20 protein-coding genes are annotated in these 23,138 nt (G+C 52.6%); 13 read left to right on the top strand and 7 right to left on the bottom strand.

What is annotated here, in order from left to right; translation table 11 throughout:
* Positions 1 to 208 precede the first annotated feature (208 nt).
* The 7 genes from J2I47_RS19885 to J2I47_RS19855 all read left to right on the top strand — a co-directional run bounded on the left by J2I47_RS19885 (position 209) and on the right by J2I47_RS19855 (position 7,548).
* The gene (locus J2I47_RS19885) at positions 209 to 889 is read left to right on the top strand and encodes a sugar transferase (protein ID WP_207366362.1); all 681 of its coding nucleotides are present in this window, start codon (positions 209 to 211) and stop codon (positions 887 to 889) included.
* Positions 890 to 902: 13 nt separating this feature from the next.
* The gene (locus tag J2I47_RS19880) at positions 903 to 2,225 is read left to right on the top strand and encodes a flippase (RefSeq protein ID WP_229374806.1); all 1,323 of its coding nucleotides are present in this window, start codon (positions 903 to 905) and stop codon (positions 2,223 to 2,225) included.
* 15 nt (positions 2,226 to 2,240) lie between these two features.
* The gene (locus J2I47_RS19875) at positions 2,241 to 3,404 is read left to right on the top strand and encodes a glycosyltransferase family 4 protein (protein ID WP_207366360.1); all 1,164 of its coding nucleotides are present in this window, start codon (positions 2,241 to 2,243) and stop codon (positions 3,402 to 3,404) included.
* Between the two features lie 68 nt (positions 3,405 to 3,472).
* Positions 3,473 to 4,591, top strand: coding sequence for a glycosyltransferase family 4 protein (locus J2I47_RS19870; protein WP_207366359.1), 1,119 nt, complete (start codon positions 3,473 to 3,475; stop codon positions 4,589 to 4,591).
* The gene (locus tag J2I47_RS19865) at positions 4,575 to 5,834 is read left to right on the top strand and encodes an O-antigen ligase family protein (RefSeq protein WP_207366358.1); all 1,260 of its coding nucleotides are present in this window, start codon (positions 4,575 to 4,577) and stop codon (positions 5,832 to 5,834) included. Before J2I47_RS19870 ends, J2I47_RS19865 begins: the two co-directional genes overlap by 17 nt.
* Positions 5,831 to 6,676 carry an O-fucosyltransferase family protein gene (locus J2I47_RS19860; protein ID WP_207366357.1) on the top strand — a complete coding sequence of 282 codons (846 nt, stop codon included), beginning with the start codon at positions 5,831 to 5,833 and terminating at the stop codon, positions 6,674 to 6,676. The genes J2I47_RS19865 and J2I47_RS19860 overlap by 4 nt, the downstream gene beginning before the upstream one ends.
* A 17-nt stretch (positions 6,677 to 6,693) precedes the next feature.
* On the top strand, positions 6,694 to 7,548 hold the full coding sequence (locus J2I47_RS19855; RefSeq protein ID WP_207366356.1) for a glycosyltransferase family 2 protein: 855 nt from the start codon (positions 6,694 to 6,696) through the stop codon (positions 7,546 to 7,548).
* Between the two features lie 39 nt (positions 7,549 to 7,587).
* Here J2I47_RS19855 and J2I47_RS19850 read toward each other — a convergent pair whose 3' ends face one another.
* From J2I47_RS19850 to J2I47_RS19835, 4 genes are all read right to left on the bottom strand, one after another.
* Positions 7,588 to 8,772, bottom strand: coding sequence for a glycosyltransferase family 4 protein (locus J2I47_RS19850; protein ID WP_207366355.1), 1,185 nt, complete (start codon positions 8,770 to 8,772; stop codon positions 7,588 to 7,590).
* A 6-nt stretch (positions 8,773 to 8,778) separates the two neighbouring features.
* Positions 8,779 to 10,269: a capsule assembly Wzi family protein gene (locus tag J2I47_RS19845; protein ID WP_207366354.1), complete on the bottom strand. Its 1,491-nt coding sequence runs from the start codon at positions 10,267 to 10,269 to the stop codon at positions 8,779 to 8,781.
* Between the two features lie 135 nt (positions 10,270 to 10,404).
* Positions 10,405 to 11,304: a glycosyltransferase gene (locus J2I47_RS19840; protein WP_207366353.1), complete on the bottom strand. Its 900-nt coding sequence runs from the start codon at positions 11,302 to 11,304 to the stop codon at positions 10,405 to 10,407.
* 8 nt (positions 11,305 to 11,312) lie between these two features.
* On the bottom strand, positions 11,313 to 12,248 hold the full coding sequence (locus tag J2I47_RS19835; RefSeq protein ID WP_207366352.1) for a glycosyltransferase: 936 nt from the start codon (positions 12,246 to 12,248) through the stop codon (positions 11,313 to 11,315).
* 966 nt (positions 12,249 to 13,214) lie between these two features.
* Between J2I47_RS19835 and J2I47_RS19830 the strand changes: the two genes are divergently transcribed.
* The 3 genes from J2I47_RS19830 (at position 13,215) to feoB (ending at position 17,317) form a co-directional block, all read left to right on the top strand.
* On the top strand, positions 13,215 to 14,690 hold the full coding sequence (locus J2I47_RS19830; protein WP_207366351.1) for a hypothetical protein: 1,476 nt from the start codon (positions 13,215 to 13,217) through the stop codon (positions 14,688 to 14,690).
* A gap of 175 nt (positions 14,691 to 14,865) precedes the next feature.
* Complete coding sequence (locus J2I47_RS19825) at positions 14,866 to 15,096, top strand: FeoA family protein (protein WP_207366350.1); 231 nt, start codon at positions 14,866 to 14,868, stop codon at positions 15,094 to 15,096.
* Between the two features lie 70 nt (positions 15,097 to 15,166).
* Positions 15,167 to 17,317: a ferrous iron transport protein B gene (gene feoB / locus J2I47_RS19820; protein ID WP_207366349.1), complete on the top strand. Its 2,151-nt coding sequence runs from the start codon at positions 15,167 to 15,169 to the stop codon at positions 17,315 to 17,317.
* 618 nt (positions 17,318 to 17,935) lie between these two features.
* Here the strand turns inward: feoB and J2I47_RS19815 are convergent.
* Positions 17,936 to 19,438 (bottom strand): NAD(P)H-hydrate dehydratase, encoded by a 1,503-nt coding sequence (locus J2I47_RS19815; RefSeq protein ID WP_207366348.1) that lies wholly within the window; start codon positions 19,436 to 19,438, stop codon positions 17,936 to 17,938.
* Between the two features lie 119 nt (positions 19,439 to 19,557).
* Between J2I47_RS19815 and rplS the strand changes: the two genes are divergently transcribed.
* The 3 genes from rplS to J2I47_RS19800 all read left to right on the top strand — a co-directional run bounded on the left by rplS (position 19,558) and on the right by J2I47_RS19800 (position 21,914).
* Positions 19,558 to 19,941, top strand: coding sequence for a 50S ribosomal protein L19 (gene rplS / locus J2I47_RS19810; RefSeq protein WP_207366347.1), 384 nt, complete (start codon positions 19,558 to 19,560; stop codon positions 19,939 to 19,941).
* 174 nt (positions 19,942 to 20,115) lie between these two features.
* Entirely contained in the window at positions 20,116 to 20,889 is a 774-nt protein-coding gene (gene dapF, locus J2I47_RS19805) for a diaminopimelate epimerase (protein ID WP_207366346.1), read from the top strand.
* 62 nt (positions 20,890 to 20,951) lie between these two features.
* Positions 20,952 to 21,914 carry a bestrophin family protein gene (locus J2I47_RS19800; protein WP_229374805.1) on the top strand — a complete coding sequence of 321 codons (963 nt, stop codon included), beginning with the start codon at positions 20,952 to 20,954 and terminating at the stop codon, positions 21,912 to 21,914.
* Here J2I47_RS19800 and J2I47_RS19795 read toward each other — a convergent pair.
* Together J2I47_RS19795 and J2I47_RS19790 are read right to left on the bottom strand one after the other, a co-directional pair.
* Positions 21,911 to 22,237, bottom strand: a complete 327-nt coding sequence (locus J2I47_RS19795; RefSeq protein WP_207366345.1) for a rhodanese-like domain-containing protein — start codon at positions 22,235 to 22,237, stop codon at positions 21,911 to 21,913. The two genes, J2I47_RS19800 and J2I47_RS19795, sit on opposite strands and share 4 nt — an antisense overlap.
* A gap of 32 nt (positions 22,238 to 22,269) precedes the next feature.
* A complete protein-coding gene (locus J2I47_RS19790) occupies positions 22,270 to 23,097 on the bottom strand; it encodes an alpha/beta fold hydrolase (protein ID WP_207366344.1) in 828 nt (275 codons plus the stop codon).
* Positions 23,098 to 23,138 lie beyond the last annotated feature (41 nt).

Here is a 23,138-nt window from a genome sequence, read left to right as displayed (position 1 = left end):
ACCGTAACTTCCTCATTACTGTTTGTTCGTTCAATGCCCACCGTAACGTTTAATGCCCACCGTAACTGCCTTTAACGTGCACCGTAACTGTTCTTAACCACCACCGTAACTTCATTTTAGCGCCCATCAACAGCCGGCTTGATTGCCCGTTGCGGCTCTCCGTGAATTTGATACACTGATTTACTTACGTCCCAGACCATTCTTAGTCATGTTGACATTTGACCTTGCTATCAAGCACAACACTACTTTTGTTGTTGCCAATGCCAACCAACTTGACGTAGTTCAACCCTCGGCCTACGTTCGGTATGGCAAACGCTGCTTCGACATCGTGGTATCTGCACTTGTTTGTGTATTTATCCTGTCGTGGCTGTACCCCATCCTGGCCATTCTTATCAAGCTCTCGTCGCCGGGGCCGGTGTTGTTTCAACAGCAGCGTACGGGCCGCAACGGCCGTGATTTTCGGTGCCTGAAATTCAGAACCATGCGTCACAAACCCAGAGCGGGTTTCAAACAGTGCGCCAAACACGACCCCCGCGTGACGACCATCGGCAAATTTTTGCGCCGGTCGAACCTCGACGAGATGCCCCAGTTTATCAACGTGCTCATGGGCGAAATGAGCGTGGTGGGGCCGCGCCCTCATGCCGTTGAGCATGACGACCGCTACTGGTTTGTGTTGCCTAACTATCACCTGCGCTATCTGGTGAAACCCGGCATTACGGGGTTGGCGCAGGTGCGGGGCGCACGGGGCGAAACCAGCGGTATGATCAAGATGAAGCACCGGGTGCAATATGACCTGCTCTACGCCAAACGCCAGTCGCTGGATCTGGATATTAAGCTATGCCTGGGCACGGTAACGGGCATGGTAAAAGGCAACGTCAATGCTTGGTAGATTAACCGCGGCGATGCCTGAGGGCCAATGGCGAAAGCTGTCGGTCAATATTGCCTCGCTGGTTAGCGTGCAGGTAGCCAACTACCTGTTGCCGCTGCTGACGGTGCCGTATGTATCGCGGTTAATTGGTCCTGAGCGGCTGGGTTTGCTCAATATTTCCCTTGGCTACAACCATTACTTCGTGCTGCTGATCAGTTTCGGATTCGACCTGTCGGTGGTGCGGCTGGTGGCTATTCACCGGCAGGACACCGTCTACATCAGCCGGCTGTTCAGCGAAGTCATCACGGCCAAGTTTATCCTGTTTTTTGTCAGCATCGGCCTGTTTGCGGGCCTGGCTGTCTGGTTGCCTGCGTTTCGGGAGCACCTGTGGCTCAACATGGTCACGTGTCTCTACTGCCTGGGTACGGTGCTGTTTCCGCAGTGGCTTTACCAGGGCATGGAAGACCTCAGCCGTATGGCTCTCTTCAACCTGATTGGCAAAACGATTTTTACCGTTGGGGTGCTTTTTCTGATCCGCACCGCCGACGACTACGCGTATCAGAACCTGGCTATGAGTAGCGGCCACGTCATTGTGGGGCTTATTTCCCTCACCATGGCCATGCACCGCTACCAGCTTGTGTACCGCCTGCCCAACTGGGGGGCGCTCTACAAACGGTACAAAGAAGGCATCACGCTGTTTTTTTCAACCGTGGTTGTCACGCTCTACAGTTCGTCGCATATTCTGCTGCTCAGTTTTGTGAGCACGGCCTATGCGGCGGGGGTGTTCTCGGCAGCGAGTAAGCTGGAAGCACTCATCCGCACGTTTATTTCGCTGGCGCTGAACCAGGCTCTTTTTCCGGTGATTGCCAAAGCCTTTGGCGAAGATACCGAACGGGGGCTGACTATGGTACGGCGCATTGGACCCATCCTGCTGGTGGGTACAGTGCTCATCAGCCTGTGTATACTGGTGACTGCCCCATTGCTGATAAAGATCATGTATGGTAACAAGTTTACCGACTCGGTGGTGGTGCTGCGTATTATTTCAATTTTACCTATTCTGCTGAGCCTCAACAGCTTGATGGGTATGCATACGCTGCTGAACCTGCGCATGGACCGGGCCTATTTCAGCCTTACGGCGGGTGTGTCGGTGGTTGGGTGTGGGCTGGCTTATCTGGCTACGTCGCGCTATGGGGCCATTGGGGCCTCGTCGGCCTGGGTAGCTACTGAACTGCTGGCCGTAATGGCTTTTTACGCGTACCTGAAATCACGCGGTGTCTGCGTGATTCGGATGATTGAGTTCCGCCGGTTATTTACCAGGCCTCTCGCCGTGTATTTATCCGACAAAACCGTGAGATAAACAAACTGAAAAAGTATGATCGTTTTAACATCTACGCTAAATCCTAGCTACTCCTCAGGAGTGGTTACGTACTATAAGAGGCTGCAGGACGACCTGCAGCGGGCCGGGTACGCGGTGCGGCTGGTTACGCACGATAATACCCCCAACCTGGCGCGCCGCTTTCTGGGCGGGCTGTCGAAGGTGTTCTGGTCAGCCGGCTGGGCCGGTGAGATCCTGCACAACCAGCTCGATCATGCCGCGAAACTTTATTTCGCGTTGCGGCAGATTCCAGCCAGTCAGGTAGAACTGGTTCACGCACAAGATCCCATTGCCGGGGCGATGGCCCGGCTGGCTTACGGCAAAAACGTGCCTATCATACTGACTTGCCATTTTCAGGAAAACCCGGTAGCCGAAATGCAGGCCATCAGGCCGCTTAGCCCGGTTGTTGAAGCCCGGCTGGTACGCTGGAACCGGTGGCTGTTCAGCAAGGTCGACCAGTTTGTGTTTGTGTCGCAGTATGCCTACCAGAAATCGGTTCACCTGTTGCCAGCAGCGCATCACTACACCATCATTCACGACACGGTGTCGCCGGCTCCGGCTGCACCTGCCGCTGCGCCACGGCCCCTGCGGATTACCAACGTTGGGTTTATTGAAGAACGCCGGAACCAGATTCACCTGATTCGCATAGCGCATGAACTGAAACAGCTAACCAATCAGCCCATTGAAATATGGCTCATCGGCGACGGACCAAAACGGGCCGAATGGCAACGACTGGCGCAAACGCTGGGCGTAGGCAGCATGGTGCAGTTTTTGGGTCGGCAACGCAAACCCTGGCAGCTATTGACGGAGTCGGACCTGTATGTACACCTGGCGCATAACGAAAACTGTCCCCACGCCATCATCGAAGCCATGGCGGCCAGCGTACCCGTAATGGCCATTCCGGTGGGGGGAGCTATTGAACTGTTACCCAACCCGAAGAGTCACCTGAGTCAGTCGCCCAAAGCCGATGCGGTGTCTATTCTGGCGGTACTGGAAGGAAAGAAACGCGCACAACTGCTGAAAGAGCAGCGGGCGTTTTTCCTGGAGCAACTAAACCCCGACGCTGCCCTGACTAAACTACTGGCAGTGTATGCCCGCTGCAAAACACGCTCAGCCCAGCAGGCCGTGCCCTACATCAACACAGAACTGGCTTACTCATGAACGTACTCTGGCTTGCTGCCTATCCGCATCCGGTCCGGAGAGAGATTAAGACTCATCCAGTGCCCTGGATGACTGCGCTAGCTCGCCGACTGGCCCAACGGGATGACATTAAGTTGACGATAGTCAGCGTATCACCTTCTATACCGTATACAGAGCGGTTTACCCATGAAGGCATCGACTATATCTATGTGAAAGTGCCTGTCGACAAATACGATTTGCTGACGGGTTATCAGCAGCGTATTCGGCGAGTACAGCAGGTATTGGAGGAGGCGGCCATTCCGGCCGATGTAGTGCACATCCATGGCTCTGAACTGCAATATCAGGTGATGGCAGCCAACCTGTCGGCCCCCAAACTATTGTCTGTTCAAGGCATCATGTCGGAGTGCATTAAAGTGCTGCCAACCTGGCCTGATTACAGGCACTTATCGTGGCGAATGGCTGAATATTATGAGCGTCAGTACCTCCCTAAAATCGATCATTTTATCTGCCGTACGCACTGGGATACGGCCATCATGCGAAGAAAGAGCGCTAACGCGGTCATCCATCAAAACTGGGAGATGATGCGTGAACCCTTCTACAGCCCTGTGGAACACGCCGAACATGCCACGAGCTTGCTTTACATGGGCGGTTTAAACACGCTGAAGGGCATTCGGGAATTGCTGATGATGTATGACCAGCTAGCTCAGGAAGAACCGTTTCTACGTCTGGTGGTAACAGGAACGGGCAACAAACAAGGCCTGGTATCTTTAATTGACCAGTTGAAATTGGTAAACATCCGGGCCGAGCAGATTGAACACAGAGGATTTCTGGACGCATCGCAGTTGTGGCAAGCTTACCATGAAGCCATGTGTTTGGTTCACCCGTCTCATGTCGACAACAGTCCTAACAGTATTTGTGAGGCGCAACTGGCCGGATTGCCCGTAGTAGCTACGAATGTAGGGGGTGTATCATCGTTGATTGAACACACCAAAACAGGGATCCTTAGCCCGCTCAACCCAACCGCTTTGGCTGATGCTGTTATGTACCTCTTCCGGCGACCGGAGGCTCGCAAGGCTATACGAATAGCTGCCCGACAGATTGCGCTGAAGCGTCACGATCCAGATACGATTGTAGACAACACCTGCGCTATTTATTCAACCATAACAAGGGGTCAAACTGCTCCTGCATCCCATGTATTCGTTTCGTAATTTATTGAAGCAGGTCCATTTGTACCTGTTTCTGTTTGCACTCTGTGAGATCGCCTACGGCGGTATGACACAGCAGACTATCATGCCTCAGGTCCGTAAGGTAGTGCTGGTTTTGGGCATAGTCTATAGTGCCTTTTACTTTGGAAGAATGCCCTTCTATATGCGTGTCATGCTGGCAAGCACGGCCGTACTGCTGCTGTACCTGGTTGGTGAGTCGTTGGATCGGTATGGTGTGTGGTTCGAGTCTGTCAATTTTACCTCGCAGATACTATATCCGGTGATAGCGGGTGGTGCCTTTGTCGCCTGCGTATGGATGGGTAATGTTCGGATGAACGTTATTATCGGGATTATCATCGCGCTTTTTTGCTTCAATCAGCTTGTTCTTGGCCGTATTACGGAACACCATTTTAATTCGGAAGAACGATCAATGACAGCCGCTGAAGCCTATTACTTGGTGCTGCCGCTTATCTACTCGTTAAATGTATATCTGCTACAGGGAAGAGTACGATTTCTATACTACGCACTGGCATTAGGCATAGGGATTCTGGCTTCCTTTCACCGAACAGTCTGGGTAACTTCATTAGCTGCAGTAGTCATGAACTGGTTCTTTATCCGGACATACATACAGATTAAGGCGTCGAATATATTGACACAATTAGCCCCCGTTCTGATGTGCGCAATCTTGTTTATCTGTTGTTTGTTTTATGTTAAGCCAGAATTGACAGATAACTTGATAAGCAGTTTTTCTGATATTCAGAATGCGAATAATCAAGGTACAGGCGGCTGGCGCAGCGAACAGCGAGACATCTATATGTCAATGGTTCCAGAGCATCCATTCTTAGGGTGGACATACGAAGGGTATGATAAAGGCGAAGTTATGGCCACTGCCGAAAACGAAGAGTGGCGTGCAGCAAAAGGTACGTTTATTCACTCTGGCTATATTTATTTCCTTTACAACTTTGGCCTGGTTGGCTTATTACTTCAGTACGGATTTATTCTGATCACATTAATTCAATTGCATCGCATTTTTGACCGACAGGATGCGGGGCAATGGGCTTTATTAATTTTTATCTGTAGCTCTTTTGTGTATGCCTGGTCTTATCAGTTGCCAGATTTTTTCTGGGGATTTGCAGGAATTGCTATTTACCTTATCTACCAGGCTAATCTGATGGCTCGCTGGCGTCAGCATCCCCTGAACATGGAAAATGTACAGCAACCTGAGTTAGAAGCTGAAATTGCATGATGTACCTGTTAGGCATAAAAGGGCAATTGTGTAATCAATTGTTTAGTCTTGCTCATCATGTAGCAAACAGTCTGCAGTACGACTACCAATTGAATTGCCCAATATTTCCGTACAGTGATTATTTCCCGAATTTGAACGTACATCCACAGCTCAGCGTCAGCGAACGTAAAGAAAAGTGGCAGCAGAAACTGGCTAAGATAATTGCTAAAGGATCAAGCGCTGAGGCAGCAAAATCATTAATGAAACTAGTAGGTGTGGGCGTAGTATCCAACCCTTATGTTTTCAATGATGCAGATCTAAGCTTTTTGCAAATGGTTAAAAAGCAACCTGTATTAGTGACTACATGGTTATTTCGTGACTACGCCAGCTTTAAGTTAAATGCTGATTCAATTCGTCATTTATTTGAGCCAGCTTCAGAATATACAAGTGTAGCAAAAACAATAGTCTCTCAGATTAAGCAAAATGACAAGCCTTTAGTTGGTGTACATATTAGACGCGGAGATTACAAAGAGTGGGAAAATGGTCGGTTTTATTTTGATGATGTTGTTTATCGCGGCCTTATCGAACATTTACTGACAGTCCCAGAATTAAAGAACGCGACTTTCTTTCTTAGCTCGAATGAACCCATTAACGAACGTGCCTACTTTGGCTTGCCAGTTACGCAGTCAACAGACAATCATTTTATGACTGATCTTACCGTGTTGTCGTATTGTGATTATCTGGTTGGTCCGCCCAGTACATTTTCTAGTTGGGCTTCATTTACAGGGCAAGCACCACTATATCACCTGGCCGCAGCTACTGACAGACCTAAACTATCGGATTTTGCCGTAGCGGCCGGTTAACATTGCTACCACACCTCATGATCTACATCATTATTCCGGTTCATAACCGCAAGTACTATACGCAGGGCTGCCTCGATTGTCTGGAGCAGCAAACGTATCGTGATTTCACAACCATCGTTGTTGATGATGGGTCGACAGACGGTACCGTCGCTATGATCGATACGTACTTCCCCGACGTCATTGTGTTACGCGGTGACGGTAACTTATGGTGGACAAAAGCCATCAACATGGGTGTGCAGTATGCACTTGACTGCACAGCAAACAGCGCTGCCGATGTAGTTCTGACACTGAATGACGACCTGGCCTTTGGCCCCAATTATCTGGCCTCTATCATGGCCAGCTATGAAGCCAACAAACCGTGTCTGATTGGCTCGGCAGTAGTTGATATCACCAATCCTGATTATCTCGAATACGCAGGAGTATCGTGCAATTACTTCACGGCCAAGTGGATACGTACATCAACTATATTTAAAAGCAGCTATCAGCAGCTTGCTGCCAAGCACGCCATTGTGCCTACCGACGATCTGCCGGGACGGGGTACCATCATTCCGCTGAATGTCTTCGAGGCCGTTGGACTCTATGATGAGCAAAACTTTCCCCACTACATGGCCGACGTTGAGTTGTCGGTGCGTGCCCGCCGAAAAGGGTACCGGCTGTTTGTGTCGGTGGGCAGCGTGATCCATAACTACACAGATGCCACCCGCAACAAAAAACAGTCGTGGCAATCGTTCTTAAAGGGTTTCTTCTCGTTTAAATCACCCAATTACCTTCGGTCGCGATACGCGTTTGCGGTCAGGCATGCTCCCCTGAAGCAGCTCTATTTCCTGCTGGATTTAGGTCGCATGACAACCGGGTTCCTGTTAAATCGGTAAGGTTTTCGTTGGGTTGGTTCGGCAAAAGGCGTCAGGACATCAAACAACCACGGGCTGTGCGTTCGGTATCAGGTCAGCATATACGCTAATCAGCCGCTCCAATACGGTTTGCTTCTCGTACTTGTTGCGATATACGTCGAAACCAGCCAGGGCGTGTTGGTTAAGCTGATCGGGACATAACCTGTTGATCAGGGAAACCAGCGACGTAGCGCTACCCGTCTCGAACAAATGACCCGTTTTGCCCTTAGTCACAATGCTGTTCAGGTTACCCTGATCTGAACAAATCACGGGGGTTCCCGTTGCAAAAGCCTCCAGAATAGTGGTGGGCAAACCCTCATACCAGATCGAGGGGAGAATCATGGCCCTGCATTTTTTCAGGCGTTCAATGCCTTCATTATGCGGTAGTTTACCCACATACCTGATGTTGGGTAGCTCAGCAGCGGCCTGTTCGACCAGGGGACGAAAAGGACCATCTCCCACAATCTCGATAGGAAACTTGCCTATGCGGGCGGCTTCAATCAGCACCCGAATGCCTTTCTCGAAAGACAGCCGGCCAACGAAAAGAAAAAAGTCTTCCCGTTCTTCCGGGTGCGCATAGCTCAACTCGTCGATTGAATTTGGTTTCACCACCACCTGATCGGGTCGCAACTGAAGCGATGATTGCAGAAATTTCTCACGGGCAAAATCCGTCAGCACAATAAACCGGTCTACGCTTTTCCAGATGCCCGACAGCTTATGCAGACTGGTGATGGCCGTTAGCTGAATAGACTGCACCCGCGAGTCGCGGAAACAGCTATGCCGAATGCCCGCCAACGGAATCGTTTTGGTCAGGCAGCGTTCGCAGGGCACCTGATCGGCCCGCGACAACATGCCGCTGTTGCATACGAGCCGGTAGTTGTGCAGGGTCATAACCACCGGAATACCCCGCCCTTTGGCCGCCCGGATCACCGAGGGAGATGCCGAGTAGAACAGGTTATGGATATGCACCACGTCGGGCTGGAAGGCGTCGATGGCCTGCTCCATACGCCGCGCCGATGCGTTGCTGTACATCGATTTGGCGGCTCCTACCAGGTTGCCCACCAATGACCCATCGAAACCGGCGTTGGTGAACTCGACTGTTTCGACCGTATGGCCGTTCTCGCGCAACAGACTTACTTCCTGCTCAAACACAGCGTCTTCGCCGCCGCGTTGCTGGTAATAGTTATGGACAAATAAGATACGCATAAACGGTTAGTTGGATAGGAGTGTGCGGAAGCTGAGCCAGCCACCAATGGAATTTGTCAGCCACTGCCCCTGATCGGCAGCTATTGTCAGGCGGATTTGTGATTGACCCAGCAGGTTAACTGGTACAACGCCTTCTACCATACCCGAAAACTGGGAACGTGGCAGGCGGGGGTCGCTCGTGATGGGACGGCCGTAATTCCTGCTGCCGGAAAGCAGCATACGTACCTGCACCCCCGAAGGCCAGCCACCCAGCAGCCCCAGGTGAAGCACCTCTACGCGGTTGTTGCTCAGGTACATAGTGCCAAATCCTCCTCTTACGTTGGCCAGGTCGGGCTGGGCGTCGGCGGTGCGGGTGATGAAGGGTGTACCAATAACCCGCTGCTGGTTCGACCAGCCCTCGCTATACTGGTAATTGTTGAAATAATCGTCGGCACCGTCGTAGAGGCGGCTGCCGATTTTGATATCGAACCCGCTTTGATTCAGCGTAGTCAGCAACTCGGCAGTGAGCTGATGCAGCCGGAAGCCCGATTTGGTCAACGCTGCTTTGTTGCGCCAGCGGATGCCATACAGCCCGTCGGGCATATTCTGAAACGCCACCCCCGACTTGTCTTCGTAAGGATGCTGGTAGTACAAATACCAGTCCGACCGGTCGCCCGATAGTTCAAGAGCCACATCCATTGACCCCAGGTGATTACCCACCCGGTTGAGCCGGTCAATCTCGGTATAGGATGCTGAGTCAGACCCGGGTGTTTGTGCCGCCGTGATAACGCGCCAGTAATCTTTCAGGGAATTGGGCAGTTGCCCGTCGATGGCCAGGGTACCTGCTTTCCGGCGACCACCCCACTGGGCAAGATGTGTAACGCCCGCGTATATACGCACCCGCCCGCGCAGCAAATTTAGCCGGCCGAACAAGGCCTTCTGGTGCAGAAAGGATCCCTGCACCGAGTCGGCGTTACCGAACCAGCCGTGGGCAAACAGGGCATTGATCGCCAAAACGCCCCTGGTGAAACCCACCGGCACAAATCCCCGTGTGCTCAGTTGCACCTTCGTGATGGGCAGCGCGTTGCCCGACCAGGCGTAGGAGCCTGTGCTGAGCAGGGTGTCGGCCAGGCCAACTACTTCGCGCCGACGACCTCCGTACAGCTCGAAACCGCCCAACCGCAGGCTGGCGTAGGCTTCGGGCAGTAAGAGTTGCGTGGCTGCTGATGTGGCGTTGGCTACTACCTCGGCTCCCAGCTTCAGGTGCACCCGGCGCGGGTTGGCCGGGTCGCCAAGGTAAGAAACACCCCCCACGCGAAACTGCCCGGCGGGACTGTTGAGAGGAACGATGCCGTATTGGCGCGACCGCAGCCAGAACGGCGTTCGACCAGACGAAGCTGCCATGCCGCCAACCTCGACAAACAGGCTTTTGGGGCGGCTGCTGGTATCCGGAATGGCCTGCGCAAACGCACCACCACCAGCCATCAGCAGCCAGCCGAAGAGTACAATTACTTTCATGAAAGGAGATATTGGATAAGCGTTTGGTACTTTTTTAGCGCAAAGACTGGATGCTGGATATCGGATGTTGAACAAAAACAGACGGTTAACTACAATGCGTAGTCTATTATCTAGCATCCAATATCCAGCACCACACTATCGCAGTCCAGCCACAGTTTTTAAGCGATTGAAAAGGCGTACACCCAGGCTGAACTGATGCTGAAACTGCCGGGTATACGTACTGTGTTCATCAACGCGTTCGGGCAGAATAAACCGCCGTCGCAGCCCATCATCGAGTTGGGTTTGGTAGCGGTTATAGACGTTAGTATTGGCACCATCATTGCTGTAGAAACCAATGTTCTCGACCTTGGAAATGGTGGGGTAGGCCGTTAACTTTTTCTGCTTGAACTGCTCATAGCACAGGCGGATGTCCCAGGTGTCAATTTCTTTCTCAACAGAGCGGCGCAACATCCTGACGCGGTCACTGCCGTAGTAGTTGAAGGCTTTTCGTCTCGCCGAATCTGCCATAAAAGCCTCAAAATCAGCAATTGACCAGTCGGTGGCAAACCACCTGTCGGCCCAGATACCCCAACCCCAGGCGCAGGTACGACCGTAGAAATAAACGTCGTCGACATAATTGGTTGGATGTTCGAACGGAAACGTGTAGCCGCCCACCGAAAACACTTTGGGGTGGCTGGCGTATTGCATCAGGCTCTGGTTGATGAAATCCAGAAAATTGGGCGTCGTCACGATGTCTTCTTCAAGCACCACCGCGTTGGGATGTTCGCGGAGCACCTGCGACACCCCGTTGATGATGGAGTTGGCGCAGCCCATGTTGGTTGTGCTGATGTGCAGGTAGACATTGCGAAAACCCGTTATTTGTTCCGCTATAGCCCGCACCTGCTCAACCTTGAGGGAGTCTGAGGGGTGTTTCGGGCCGTCAACGAACACATAGAGTTCGCTTTCGGTGGCCAGGAAATTGGCCTGAAGGGCAAGCAATGTCCGGCGCAGTTCGCTGGGACGCTTGTAGGCGAAAAGGATAATGGGTGCAGGCATGGGCTGTATCAATTTTTCTGGGTAAACCACCGTTGTGCCTTCTGCGCATGGGTAAACAGCCGGTTCACCGCACGTACGGTCAGGCTGAATTTCCATCGCATCTGGTTCAGGTAATAATCGGGTACAACGCTGTTCTGGGGTAGGTTAAATGTACGGCTTACCCCCGCGTCGAGGATGGTTCTGTAGCGGTTATAGCCGTGGGTGTTCGTTGATTCTTGAGAGAAACCAATATTGTCTACTTTTGAAACGGTAGGGTAGAGGGTTACACCGTTTACTTTGGCCTGCGCGTAGCACCAGCGAATGGCCCATGAGTCGATAAGACCCGCCTGCCAGCGCCTGAGCATCCTGAGCCGGTCACTGCCGTAGAAATCAAACAGTTCGCAACGATTTCTGTCGGCCATGAAATTATCATAATCGGTTAACTCCCAGTCAATGGAGGTCCATCTGTCGGCCCATGATGCCCACCCCCACGAACCCGTGCGGGGGTACACATACCCATCGGCGTCGTAGTTGGCCGGTTGATCAAACGGGAATGTATAGCCTGAAATCGAAAAAACCTGCTGATTTTCCCTGTACTGCCGGAGTGCCTGGTTCATGTAGTCGAGAAAATTGCGGGTGGTGAGCAGGTCATCTTCCAGCACAATGGCTCGTCCATGTTCGGCCATCACCTGCGATACACCCGCGATAATGGATTTTGCCAGGCCCATATTACGACCGGCATAGAAGCGGTGCACCGCCCGAAACCCACCGATGCTGTCGGCTACCCGGTGCACGGCCTCTACTTTCGGCAAATCAAACGGGTGCTTCGGGCCATCGACAAAAACATACAATTCACTTTCTGGCGCCAGATAGTTAGCGCGCAGAGCACTTACGGTTTGCGCCAGTTCGGCGGGTCGTTTATAGGCAAAAAGTACAATAGGTGCTAGTTCAGTAGAGTTGTTCATGGTTACACTAGGATGCATAGGAGGTGGGACCGCCAATGACGGGTATCAACAGCTTCAGGCAAAACGGTTCATATGGTACCTATAGCATGTATAGTGCCATACTGGACCCTACAGCAGCAATATTGTTCGCGTCGATTAACGAATCAAATATATAAAATTAAATTGCTGTCATATAATGGTATGTTTTTTTTAATGTAGTGCCTTAGCCGCGTAGTTTAACCTGGTAAATAAAGGGCGACATAATCTTCTTTTTAGACAAAATAATGCAGTGTATAACGGGCATTTTACCGTTTACCTGTTGACAACTATCAGTTGAGTTAGTTATACTATTACTAAGAGGCAATATTGAGGACTTACTTAATTAGCGATAAAGAAAATGTGGCTGGGCACCAGTCAATTAATTACTATGAGTAAAAAAGTAAGTAATTTTAACTAGTTTTATATGTTAGGGATTTGGCTGTGAGCGTTTTGGCCAGGATAGCGTCTGCAGGCAGCAAACCACTGGTACAGTTAGTTTATTCGGTCTGTTTCATACAAACAGGCGCAATATATTACGCACAACCGCGTGTTCTTTTTTATTTATTCCTGCAAAGTCAATTTATTGCTTTCAGCGACATTATTATTCCGGTTCGCTATAACCTACTACAAACAGTAGTCTTCATTATTTCATAAATAAATTCATTAGTTGCTGTGTGCAACAGATGCAGGCTTTGCTAAATAGTAACTCTACACAGCAAGAATCAGGCCTATATAGCTTTGGGGGTTTGTCGGTCGTAAAATTAGTTGTACCAACGCCCGGCAAAGGGGGTATTGATGGGACGTAACGGCTGCTTTCCAGAACGATACTGACCCTGTCAGTAGGCGTGCCAACAACTGCGCCGGTATTGCGGTTTACTGTATTGGTCGGTATGAGTCAGGCAGTTGATTATCTGACTCTTACAGATTAATTGATAAACTACAATTCACATGAAAAACGCACTACTAACTACCCTGCTGATGGCCTTTGCTGCCGTTGGTTTCGCCCAAAATACGGCTACACTCAATCAGATTGGCCAAAGCCAGATAAGCCTACAAAATCAACAGGGTAACCTGCTCACCTCTGAGGTGACGCAGGGTAATGGTATGATTTCTGCTAATACGGGCAACCGATCATTCACCGATCAGCGGCAGCAAACGAACACGGCCACCGTGCTGCAACTAACGGCGCAACACAATCAGGCAACTATTCTTCAGAACACAAACAGCCTGAAAGGAGCCGCGAGCGCTACCAACGAGGCTATCATTCTTCAAATCAACAGCGGGTCGGCGGGTTTGCCCACTGGCGACCCCAACGTGGTTCCAACGGCCTCTACCAGTCCGGGGGCCTGGGGCAACGTGGCGCGTATCACGCAGGAGCAGGAAGGCAACCACGCCACCGTTCAGCAAATCGGTAGCGGAACAGGTACAAACTATGCCAACTATGGCCGGATTGATCAGCTAAAAGCATCTAACGGTGCCTCTATATACGACGTCTATATTCATCAGAACGGTTTGTCGCGGGGCAATGTAGCCAGTATTCAGGAAACGCAGGCCGGTGCGGTCAGGGCCATCATCGAGCAGAAAGGGGAGGGCGCGTCGGGCGTGAGTGCGGGCAACACTGCTACCATCAACCAGGCATCGGCGGGAGTGACGGCGGCCATACAGCAAAATTCGGGTGCCGGCACCACCACGTCGTTGAGCGGCGGTAGTGAGGGTAATACCGCTACGGTAAACCAGACGGGCGGCACCGGCGACGTGGGTATTCAACAGAACAACGGGTCGGGCACCACCTTGGGTAACACCGCCCTGGTTACCCAGACGGCAGGCTTCCATACGGCCTGGATTGACCAGAACAACGACAGTCAGAACAACAGAGCCACCGTGACGCAGGAAGGCACCGGCACCGACAACGCCACGATTCATCAGAGTGGTAATTCGGGCAATGGCACGGCCAGTATTCATCAGGGCATGGGTAATTCAGGTAGCAACCTGGCGCTTATTGGTATGCAGAATCAGGCTGGCGACGCTTCGTCGGCCACCATCAATCAGAACGTGACGGGTGGAGCAGGCAGTAATAACAGCGCCACCATTTTCCAGGGCTACGTTCCCGGCTACGCCCAACCAGCCGAAATAGCCATCAACGGCGGCGTTTCTGGTAAAAACCGGGCCGTGGTTGACCAGAAAGGCAGTAATAACACCATGAAGCAGTACCAGGTGGGCACCAACAACCAGTCAGACATGGCCCAAACGGGCAGCAACAACCTGATCATGGGCACCACGTCGTTTCGTGATGTGTCGTTTGCCACGCAACTGGGTCAGAGCAATACACTCAGCGTGACCCAATCGGGCCTCGGTGGTAACACCGGCGCCGTCTTCCAGCAAGGCACCAGCAACGTAGGCAACGTAGTGCAAAGCAATAATTGAATGATGAATGATGAATTGGCTGACGCACGAGAAGTCAGACGGGCGTCAGCCAATTCATCACTTATCATTCATCACTTACTACTCACCACCCCCACCTCCTGCTTTGTTTTTTTGCAAACACAAACTTTAGCCCGTAAACTTGCGTTTGTTTAAATGAAGTCTAAATAAGGATACCATGAGCAACCGCACTGTAGCAGACCTGAAACCTGGCGAAAAAGCCCGGATCAAGTCGTTTAGTGATCAATGGGCTTCAATTAAGTTGCTCGAAATGGGTTGCCTACCCGGCGAAGAGATTTGCCTACACGGTAAAGCACCTATGGGCGATCCTATTTGCCTGAACGTGGCCGGCTATTGCCTGTCGATGCGCCGGGCAGAAGCCGCCACCATTTTACTCGAAGGGGAATAAGCGTTTTGGTGCACCCACCGTGCTCAACTGGGGCAATCTGCGCCAAACGCGGTAACTGTGTACATAAACCTTGGCATCGTCTTCCACACTGGCTCTGATTGGGAATCCCAACGCCGGTAAATCATCCCTGTTTAATCAGCTTACGGGCCTTCGTCAGAAAACGGGAAACTTCCCCGGTGTGACGATGGACAAAAAGTCGGGTACCTGCCAGCTTACGCCCACCACCGCTATCACCGTTGTCGACCTGCCGGGCGTTTATTCGATCTACCCCAAATCGCCCGACGAACAACTCGTTACCGATATCCTGGCCAACCCCAGCCACCCCGATTACCCCGACGTGGCCGTGGTCGTGCTCGACGCCTCAAACCTGCGCCGCAACATGCTGCTGTTTACGCAGATCATGGATCTGCACGTGCCGGTGGTGCTGGCGCTGAACATGCTCGACGTGGCCAAACAGCAGCAGCAGGAAGTCAACGCCGTGCGGCTGTCGATGCGGCTGGGCGTACCCGTAGTGCGCATCAACGCCCGCACCGGCGAAGGGGTCGATCTGGTGAAAAAAGCCGTTTTTCAGCAACTGGAGACGCCTATTGTGGCCGAAACGCTCTTCTTTGATCCTGATACTGACCCTGTTCTGGCCGATGACATCGCCGCTGGAAAGCCTGGTCTACTGGCCGAAACTAAAGCGCAGTATGGCCTCGACAACAGTTACCTGGCCCTGCAATACGTTATTCAGCACGACGGATTTACGTTCCTCAACCGGCAGCAGCGCGAAGGCCTCGACGTGCTGATTGCTAACTATCAGTTTAGCGAACCGGCCTTTCAGGTGCGCGAGACCATCCGCCGCTACGAGCTTATTGCGGGCATCATCACCGACGCTGTTACCAACAACCGGCCCGTGGGGCAGCCCACCTGGAGCCAGAAGCTCGACCGGTTTTTGCTGCATCCTATCTGGGGCTACGTCATTTTCGGGCTTATTCTGCTGCTGATTTTTCAAGCCATTTTTGCCTGGGCTACCCCCTTCCAGGACGCAATTGACGAGGGCATTGCCTGGATCAACGGGTCGCTGAAAGACAGCCTGCCGCCCGGCCCCTTGTCTGACTTGCTCACCGACGGTGTCATTGCGGGCGTTGGGGGTATTCTGGTGTTCATTCCGCAAATCGCGCTGCTCTTCCTGCTTGTTTCCCTGCTCGAAGAATCGGGCTACATGTCGCGGGTGATGGTCCTGATGGACCGTATTATGCGCAAGTTTGGGTTGAATGGCCGGAGCGTGGTACCGCTTATTTCGGGGGTTGCCTGTGCTGTGCCCGCCATTATGGCTACCCGGTCCATTGCTTCGCAACGCGACCGGCTTATTACCATTCTGGTTACGCCGCTGATGAGCTGCTCGGCCCGCCTGCCCATCTACACCATTCTCATTGCGCTGGTTGTGCCCGACCGGCGTGTGGGTGGGCTATTCAATTTGCAGGGGCTGGCCCTGATGAGCCTCTACCTGCTGGGGCTGGTGTCGGCTCTGGTGGCAGCATGGGTGTTTAAGAAAGTGCTGAAAACAAAGGAGCGAAGCTTGTTTGTGATGGAGTTGCCCACCTTTAAAATGCCCCGCTGGAACCACGTAGGCCTTACGGTCTGGGAAAGCGTGCGGTCGTTTGTCTGGGAAGCCGGGCGGGTCATTCTCGCCATCTCCATTATCCTGTGGGTGCTGGCCAGCTACGGCCCCGGCAACCAGATGGAGCAGGCAGAAGCCCGCGTTCGGCAGCAGCAACAGGGCAAACCCATGACAGACGAGACTGCCAATAGTATTGCCGCCCAACGCCTCGAAGCATCGTATGCAGGTCATTTCGGCCATTTTATCGAACCCGCTATTCGGCCCCTGGGCTACGACTGGAAAATTGGCGTGGCCCTGCTAGCCTCCTTTGCTGCCCGTGAGGTGTTTGTCGGCACCATGTCGACCATCTACAGCCTCGGCGCGGGTAATACCGAAGACAATACGACGATTCGTCAGCGGCTGCAAAACGAGCGCAACCCCGAAACGGGCGGGCCACGGTATACCCCTGCCGTAGCCTGGTCGCTGCTGGTGTTTTACGTCTTCGCTATGATGTGCATGAGCACCATTGCCACTACTTACCGCGAAACCAAAGGCTGGAAATGGCCAATGGTACAACTCGGCTACATGATGGTTCTGGCCTACGTGTCGGCGCTAGTGACGTATCAGCTATTAAGGTAAAAGAGAGAAGGAGCTATAACACGGAGCTACACCAAGAACCACAGAGTTGCACAGAGTTTTTGATTTCTTCCGTGCAACTCTGTGGTTCTTGGTGTAGCTCCGTGTTATAGCTCCTTCTCTCTTTTACTAACAAAAAAGCCCGCTCAGAAGAACGGGCTTTTCGCAGGAATGGAAAGTTGCAATAACAAACTATAGAATGCTTAGAAGAGTAGGCCTTTAGCAATAAGGGGGTACACAAAGTGGTACACGATATACGCAAACAAAGCTACCGTTGTTCCGCCTAGGGCGGCAGTCTGGCCTAAGTCGGCCCGCGATTTAGAAGGGGCTTGACTTAGCCGCCACTCACGCTGTGTGTAATTTCCCATGCTATTGCTCGTGATTGTTGTTAAGTGAGGCTGTTCAATCACAAGTCAAATTTGGTGCCTGTTTACCAGTAGCGTTAGCGTAGAACTACGCGATTCTATCAATAGGGGCTAACCTACTTGATTAAACGGTAGTTAGGGTAAAAACAGGGCCAAAAAATAGCATTATAAACACATGTATTAGTATCTATCTTAGGCTTATTGCGTTAACAAATGGGGAATTTCTTTCCCACTCTTGTGGAAAATTTCCACCCCATTACCACGACCAACGCAGGCTATCGGTTACGTCGGAGGCTATTAAACCAGTCTCACCACGCTGTTCAGCCGCCAGATCACCCGCATGTCCATGAGCAAATACACCCAATACGGCTGCCTCTACGGGGTCATATCCCTGCGCCAGTAGAGCGGTCAGTACGCCCGTGAGCACGTCGCCAGTGCCGCCGGTGCTCATACCGGGGTTGCCCGTTGAATTGAAATGTACGTCGCCGTTGGGGAGGGCTATGGCGGTGTGGGCACCCTTCAGCACTACAATTACCTGCTTACGCTGAGCAAAGTCGCGCAGGATCTCGAGCTTGTCATAGTCGTTTTGCCAGCGTTGAGTGAGCCGTTCAAATTCTTTGGGGTGGGGGGTCAGGATACTGTTTTCGGGCAATAAACCCATCAGGTCGCGCTGAGCGGCCAGCAGGTTGAGTGCGTCGGCATCGACTACGGCGGGCTTACGACAGTTGGTGAGCACTTCGCGGAGGAACCGGGCTGTTTCGGGTGCTTTACCAATACCAGGTCCAATACCTACGGCGGCGTAATCGGCCAGGGCAGGGCCCTCCACTTCACTGGGACCGGTGAGCAGACGCTCATGCACGTCGGGGCGGCAAATCACTTCGGGCACGGCCGTCTGCAGAATGCCGTAGCCGCAACGGGGCACCTGCACCGTAAGCAGCCCTACCCCCGACCGCAGGCAGGCCCGCGCCGCCAGTACCCCTGCCCCCACTTTGCCGTAGCTACCCACCAGCAGCAGTGCATGGCCGAAGGTGCCTTTGTTAGAAAACCGCTCGCGCCGCCGCAACAGCAGTCGGGCTTCATCACGAGTGGTGTAATAATAGGGAGTTGGCGACTGATCAATGAAGCGCTGATGCAGCCCAATGTCGACCACGTGCCACTCGCCAACGGATTTGGCATTGCCGGGTAGCAGCATGGCCAGTTTGGGCATTTCAAACGTAATCGTGTAATCGGGACAAATCGTAATCTCACCCGGCTCGGTGGCTGAATTGGCGTGTAGTCCGCTGGCAATGTCAACCGAGACAACGGTGGCAGGCGCGCGGTTGATCGCCTCAATCACCGACCGCACAATGCCCTCGGCGGGCCGTGAAATACCCGAACCAAGTATGGCGTCGATCACTACGTCGCTATGGCGCAGGGTAGGAATATCGCCGGGGTTTTCGATGTAAACGGGCGCGGTAAGTAGCTTCAGGCGGCGGTGATTGTGCGCAAAGTCGTCGGACTCGCGGGGAGCATAGCGCACCACAAACACGTCAACGTTATATTCGGCCTGAATGAGCAGGCGGGCAATGGCCAGACCGTCGCCGCCGTTATTGCCCAGTCCGCAGAAGACTTTAACGGCGGTTTTGCTGTCGAAACGGGCCGTAAACCAGTTGGTGAAAGCTTGTGACGCCCGCTCCATAAGCTGGATTGGGGCAATGGGTTCGTTGAGTATAGTGTACTGGTCAAGTTGCCGAATCTGGTCAACGTCAAGGATTTTCATGCGGGCTGTGTCAACTGTATTCGACAAAACTATTTTCTGTGACTGAATAAACTACTATCTTTGCGCCTCGATTTAGAAAATCTTACCTCCCGCAGCATCTGCGATATACGATTACGGTCATGAGTGAGCTCATTAAATTAGTAGAAGCCGATAACGCCCAGCGGCGCACCGCCCTGCCCGTATTCCGGGCCGGTGATACGGTCAATGTACACGTGAAGATCCGCGAGGGCGCCAAAGAGCGTATCCAGATTTTCACCGGAACAGTCATCCAGCGCCGTAACCCAAACACGGGTGGTGAGACGTTCACGGTACGTAAAATTTCAAACGGCATTGGTGTTGAGCGTATCTTCCCATTGCTGTCGCCAAACGTTGACAAAATTGATGTAGTGCGTTTGGGTAAAGTGCGCCGTGCCCGGTTGTTTTACCTCCGTGGTCGTCAGGGTAAAGCTGCCCGCGTGAAAGAGCGGATCGCGAAACCAACCCAAGTTGCCGTAGCAGCGTAATTCTTCTTTCACAGAGAACAGAAAAGGCTGCCCATGGGCAGCCTTTTCTGTTAGTAAGTAGTCCAAGGTCTAAAGTCTAATGTCCAACGTTGCTTCGCGTCAGCAATACGCATGCGAAGCAACGTTGGACATTAGACTTTAGACTTTGAACTAGTTTCCCCCTAAAACCACTTTATGCACTTCTTCAAATACCAGGGTACCGGCAATGATTTTGTCATGATCGACGACCGGGCAAGAACATTCCCGGCAGCTGATCAGGCGTTGGTGGCGCGGTTGTGCCATCGTCATTTCGGTATCGGTGCCGACGGATTGATTCTGCTACAGACCGACCCCGACGGTACGTTACGGATGGTCTATTTCAATGCCGATGGGGCTGAGGGCAGCATGTGTGGCAATGGCGGCCGGTGCTTTGTGCGCTTTGCTCATGACCTCGGCTTAATCACCAACCAGGTTCGGTTTATGGCCGTTGACGGGGAACACGAAGCGCAGGTGCAGGAGACGGACGTTCATCTGCGCATGGGCGATGTAGCTGATATAGAACACCAGGCCGCGTTTAGTTTTCTGAACACAGGTTCGCCCCACGTGGTGCAGTTTGAAGACGATGTAACGAGCCTCGACGTGGTGGCTGTGGGACGTCCGTTGCGGTATGCAGCCCAGTTTAGCCCCGGCGGCACCAATGTAAACTTTGTGGAAAGTGGGCCAGACCAGACCTTGTTTGTGCGCACCTACGAGCGGGGGGTGGAAGACGAAACCTATTCCTGCGGCACGGGTGTAACGGCCGCGGCGCTGGTAGCACATCAGCAACTGGGACTGGCTAGCCCTGTTGCCATCCGCACGTTGGGAGGCGCCCTTCGTGTGGCTTTTGAGGCACAGCTCAACGGTACATTTGGGTCAATTTACCTCATTGGCCCCGCTCAGCGCGTTTTTGAAGGAGACATAACCGTTTAGCAACTAGGCGAGTTAAATGAAAGAAACAAGCTGTAAGCGGTCAGATTGATCAATCTTGCGTCTTGTTTCCTGTCTCTTGCTTTTCTACGCTCAACGTGATCATTTACCAAAAAAACGATTGGTTTAAAGCCATCTGGCATTTCCATACGGGCCAAACGGCCTTGTCTATCCTTAAGCGCCTGGGCTGGGTATTTGCCTACCTGGTCGTTGTCACTATAGTAGAGTTGCGCTTTGCGGATCTACGTCTGAAGAATACCCCCACCGAGTTCTTGTCGGGTATGGGTATTCTGCTGAGCCTGATGCTGGTGTTTCGGACCAACACAGCCTATGACCGGTTTTACGAAGGGCGCCGAGCCTGGGGAACGCTGGTGAATACCAACCGGACTCTGGCTACCTACCTCAATGCGCTGTTGCCCGCCACCCGCCATGACGACCGGCTGTTTTTCGCCAAAATGCTGTCGAACTTCTCGTTTGCACTTAAAAACCACCTGCGTGGGTCGCGGGATCTGGCCGAGCTGGAAGACGCCGATGGTCATCAACTAAGCACCCTACAACACTATGACCACCTGCCCAACGGTATCATGGCGCAGGTTCAGGTGCGCAAACAAAGTCTTTATCAAGAAGGGCTAATCACCGATTCGCAGTTGATCGGCATCGATAACCTGTTAATGGCCTACCTCGACGTGTCGGGCATTTGCGAACGCATCAAAAGCACGCCTATCCCGTTTTCCTACAGCTTTTTTATCAAGCTATTTATCCTGCTTTACGTGGGCATCATGCCGTTTACGGTGATCGACGAATTTGGCTACCTGACCATTCCGGCGGTTATGGCGGTATCGTATGTACTGGTGGGGCTGGAGATCATCGGCGAAGAGATTCAGGAACCATTTGGTACCGAGCGTAACAACCTGCCGTTAAACCAGCTTTCGCGCATGATTCGGCTTAACGTGCACGAAATCATGCAGTTGTACTTGCCGCCCATGGAGAAAGATGCGGCTAAGCCCGGCTTCCTGATCATAGACTAGCTGTTTTCCTCGCTCTCAATGATGCCCCCTACCAGATGGTAGATTGTCTTATCGGCAAATTCAGCGTGGCGAAGTAAATCTTTGGCCGCCACGCGGCTACGTACGCCGTTGGTGCAAATGACCAGCAGTGGATTAGCTGGCAACAGTTCATGCCGTCGAGCGCGAATGTCGGGGAGGGGTATGTTGATGCCACCGAGATTAAATTCGTCAAATTCCCACTCATCACGCACATCGACAACCACAGCACCGGGTTGCTGACGCAGGGAGTCAAACTCGGCCATCGACACGTCGGTGAAGGCACTGGATGCGTGGGTAGATGCCATACCGATGTAACAGAGGGTAGCCCGTGCCGGTTTCAGGCGGCCGCACCAATGCCCACCAGAAATTGCCTGATAGCCGCATTAATGGCCGCCGGCTCTTCTATACTTGACGAATGGCCGGCCTTCGGGATGCGCATCAGCAGCGAACCTGTTATTTGCCTGTGAATTCGATAGGCTTTGGCGGGCGGGGTAGCCACGTCTTCATCGCCAACAATAATCAGCGTAGGACAGCTGATGGCTGCTAATTCACCGTATACACCCTTCCGGCTAATGACACCGTCGACGGCTTTGGTGATGGTAGGCCGATTTGTCCGCAACTCGTCTTTCCATTGTTTACGTTCGTCAATGCGGGCGGGGTCTCGCAGGAAGGTTCGGCTAAACATGATCTTCATCACGGGGTTGACCACCGCCCAAATCCCAAACCAGCGCACTACGGTATTCAGCAGCATGTACTTGGTCCGATTCTCTTCCGGTTCCGGGTCTGCCGATGTTTCGAGCAGGATCAGCGACCGCAGCAAATCGGGGCGGCGACTGGCCAGCCGCATACCCACAAACCCACCCATCGACAGCCCGGCAAAATGGCAGGGACCCAGCTGTAGCCCTTCGAGCAGTGCCACGCCGTCGGCAAAGACGGTGTCCATATCGTAGCCACTGTCTGGCGAACTGCTTTGCCCCTGACCGCGGTGGTCATACGTGACCACACGGTACCGATTTTTGAAGGCAGCTACCTGATGGGCAAACATACGGCCGCTCCATAGCAGCCCATGCGAGAAGACAATGGTTTCTGGATTGGCTACCGATGAACCGGGTTCATGAATCTCGTAGTAAAGATCAACGCCGGTTGGTGAAGTAAATAAAGACATTTCAAGGCTATGTTGGGGCTTGTTAAAAGTGTAAAATTTTC

The organism is Fibrella rubiginis (genome assembly GCF_017353185.1).
GTDB lineage: Bacteria > Bacteroidota > Bacteroidia > Cytophagales > Spirosomataceae > Fibrella > Fibrella rubiginis.
Note: the sequence above shows the minus strand (reverse complement) of the source record. Positions and strands in the feature narration are given on the sequence as shown.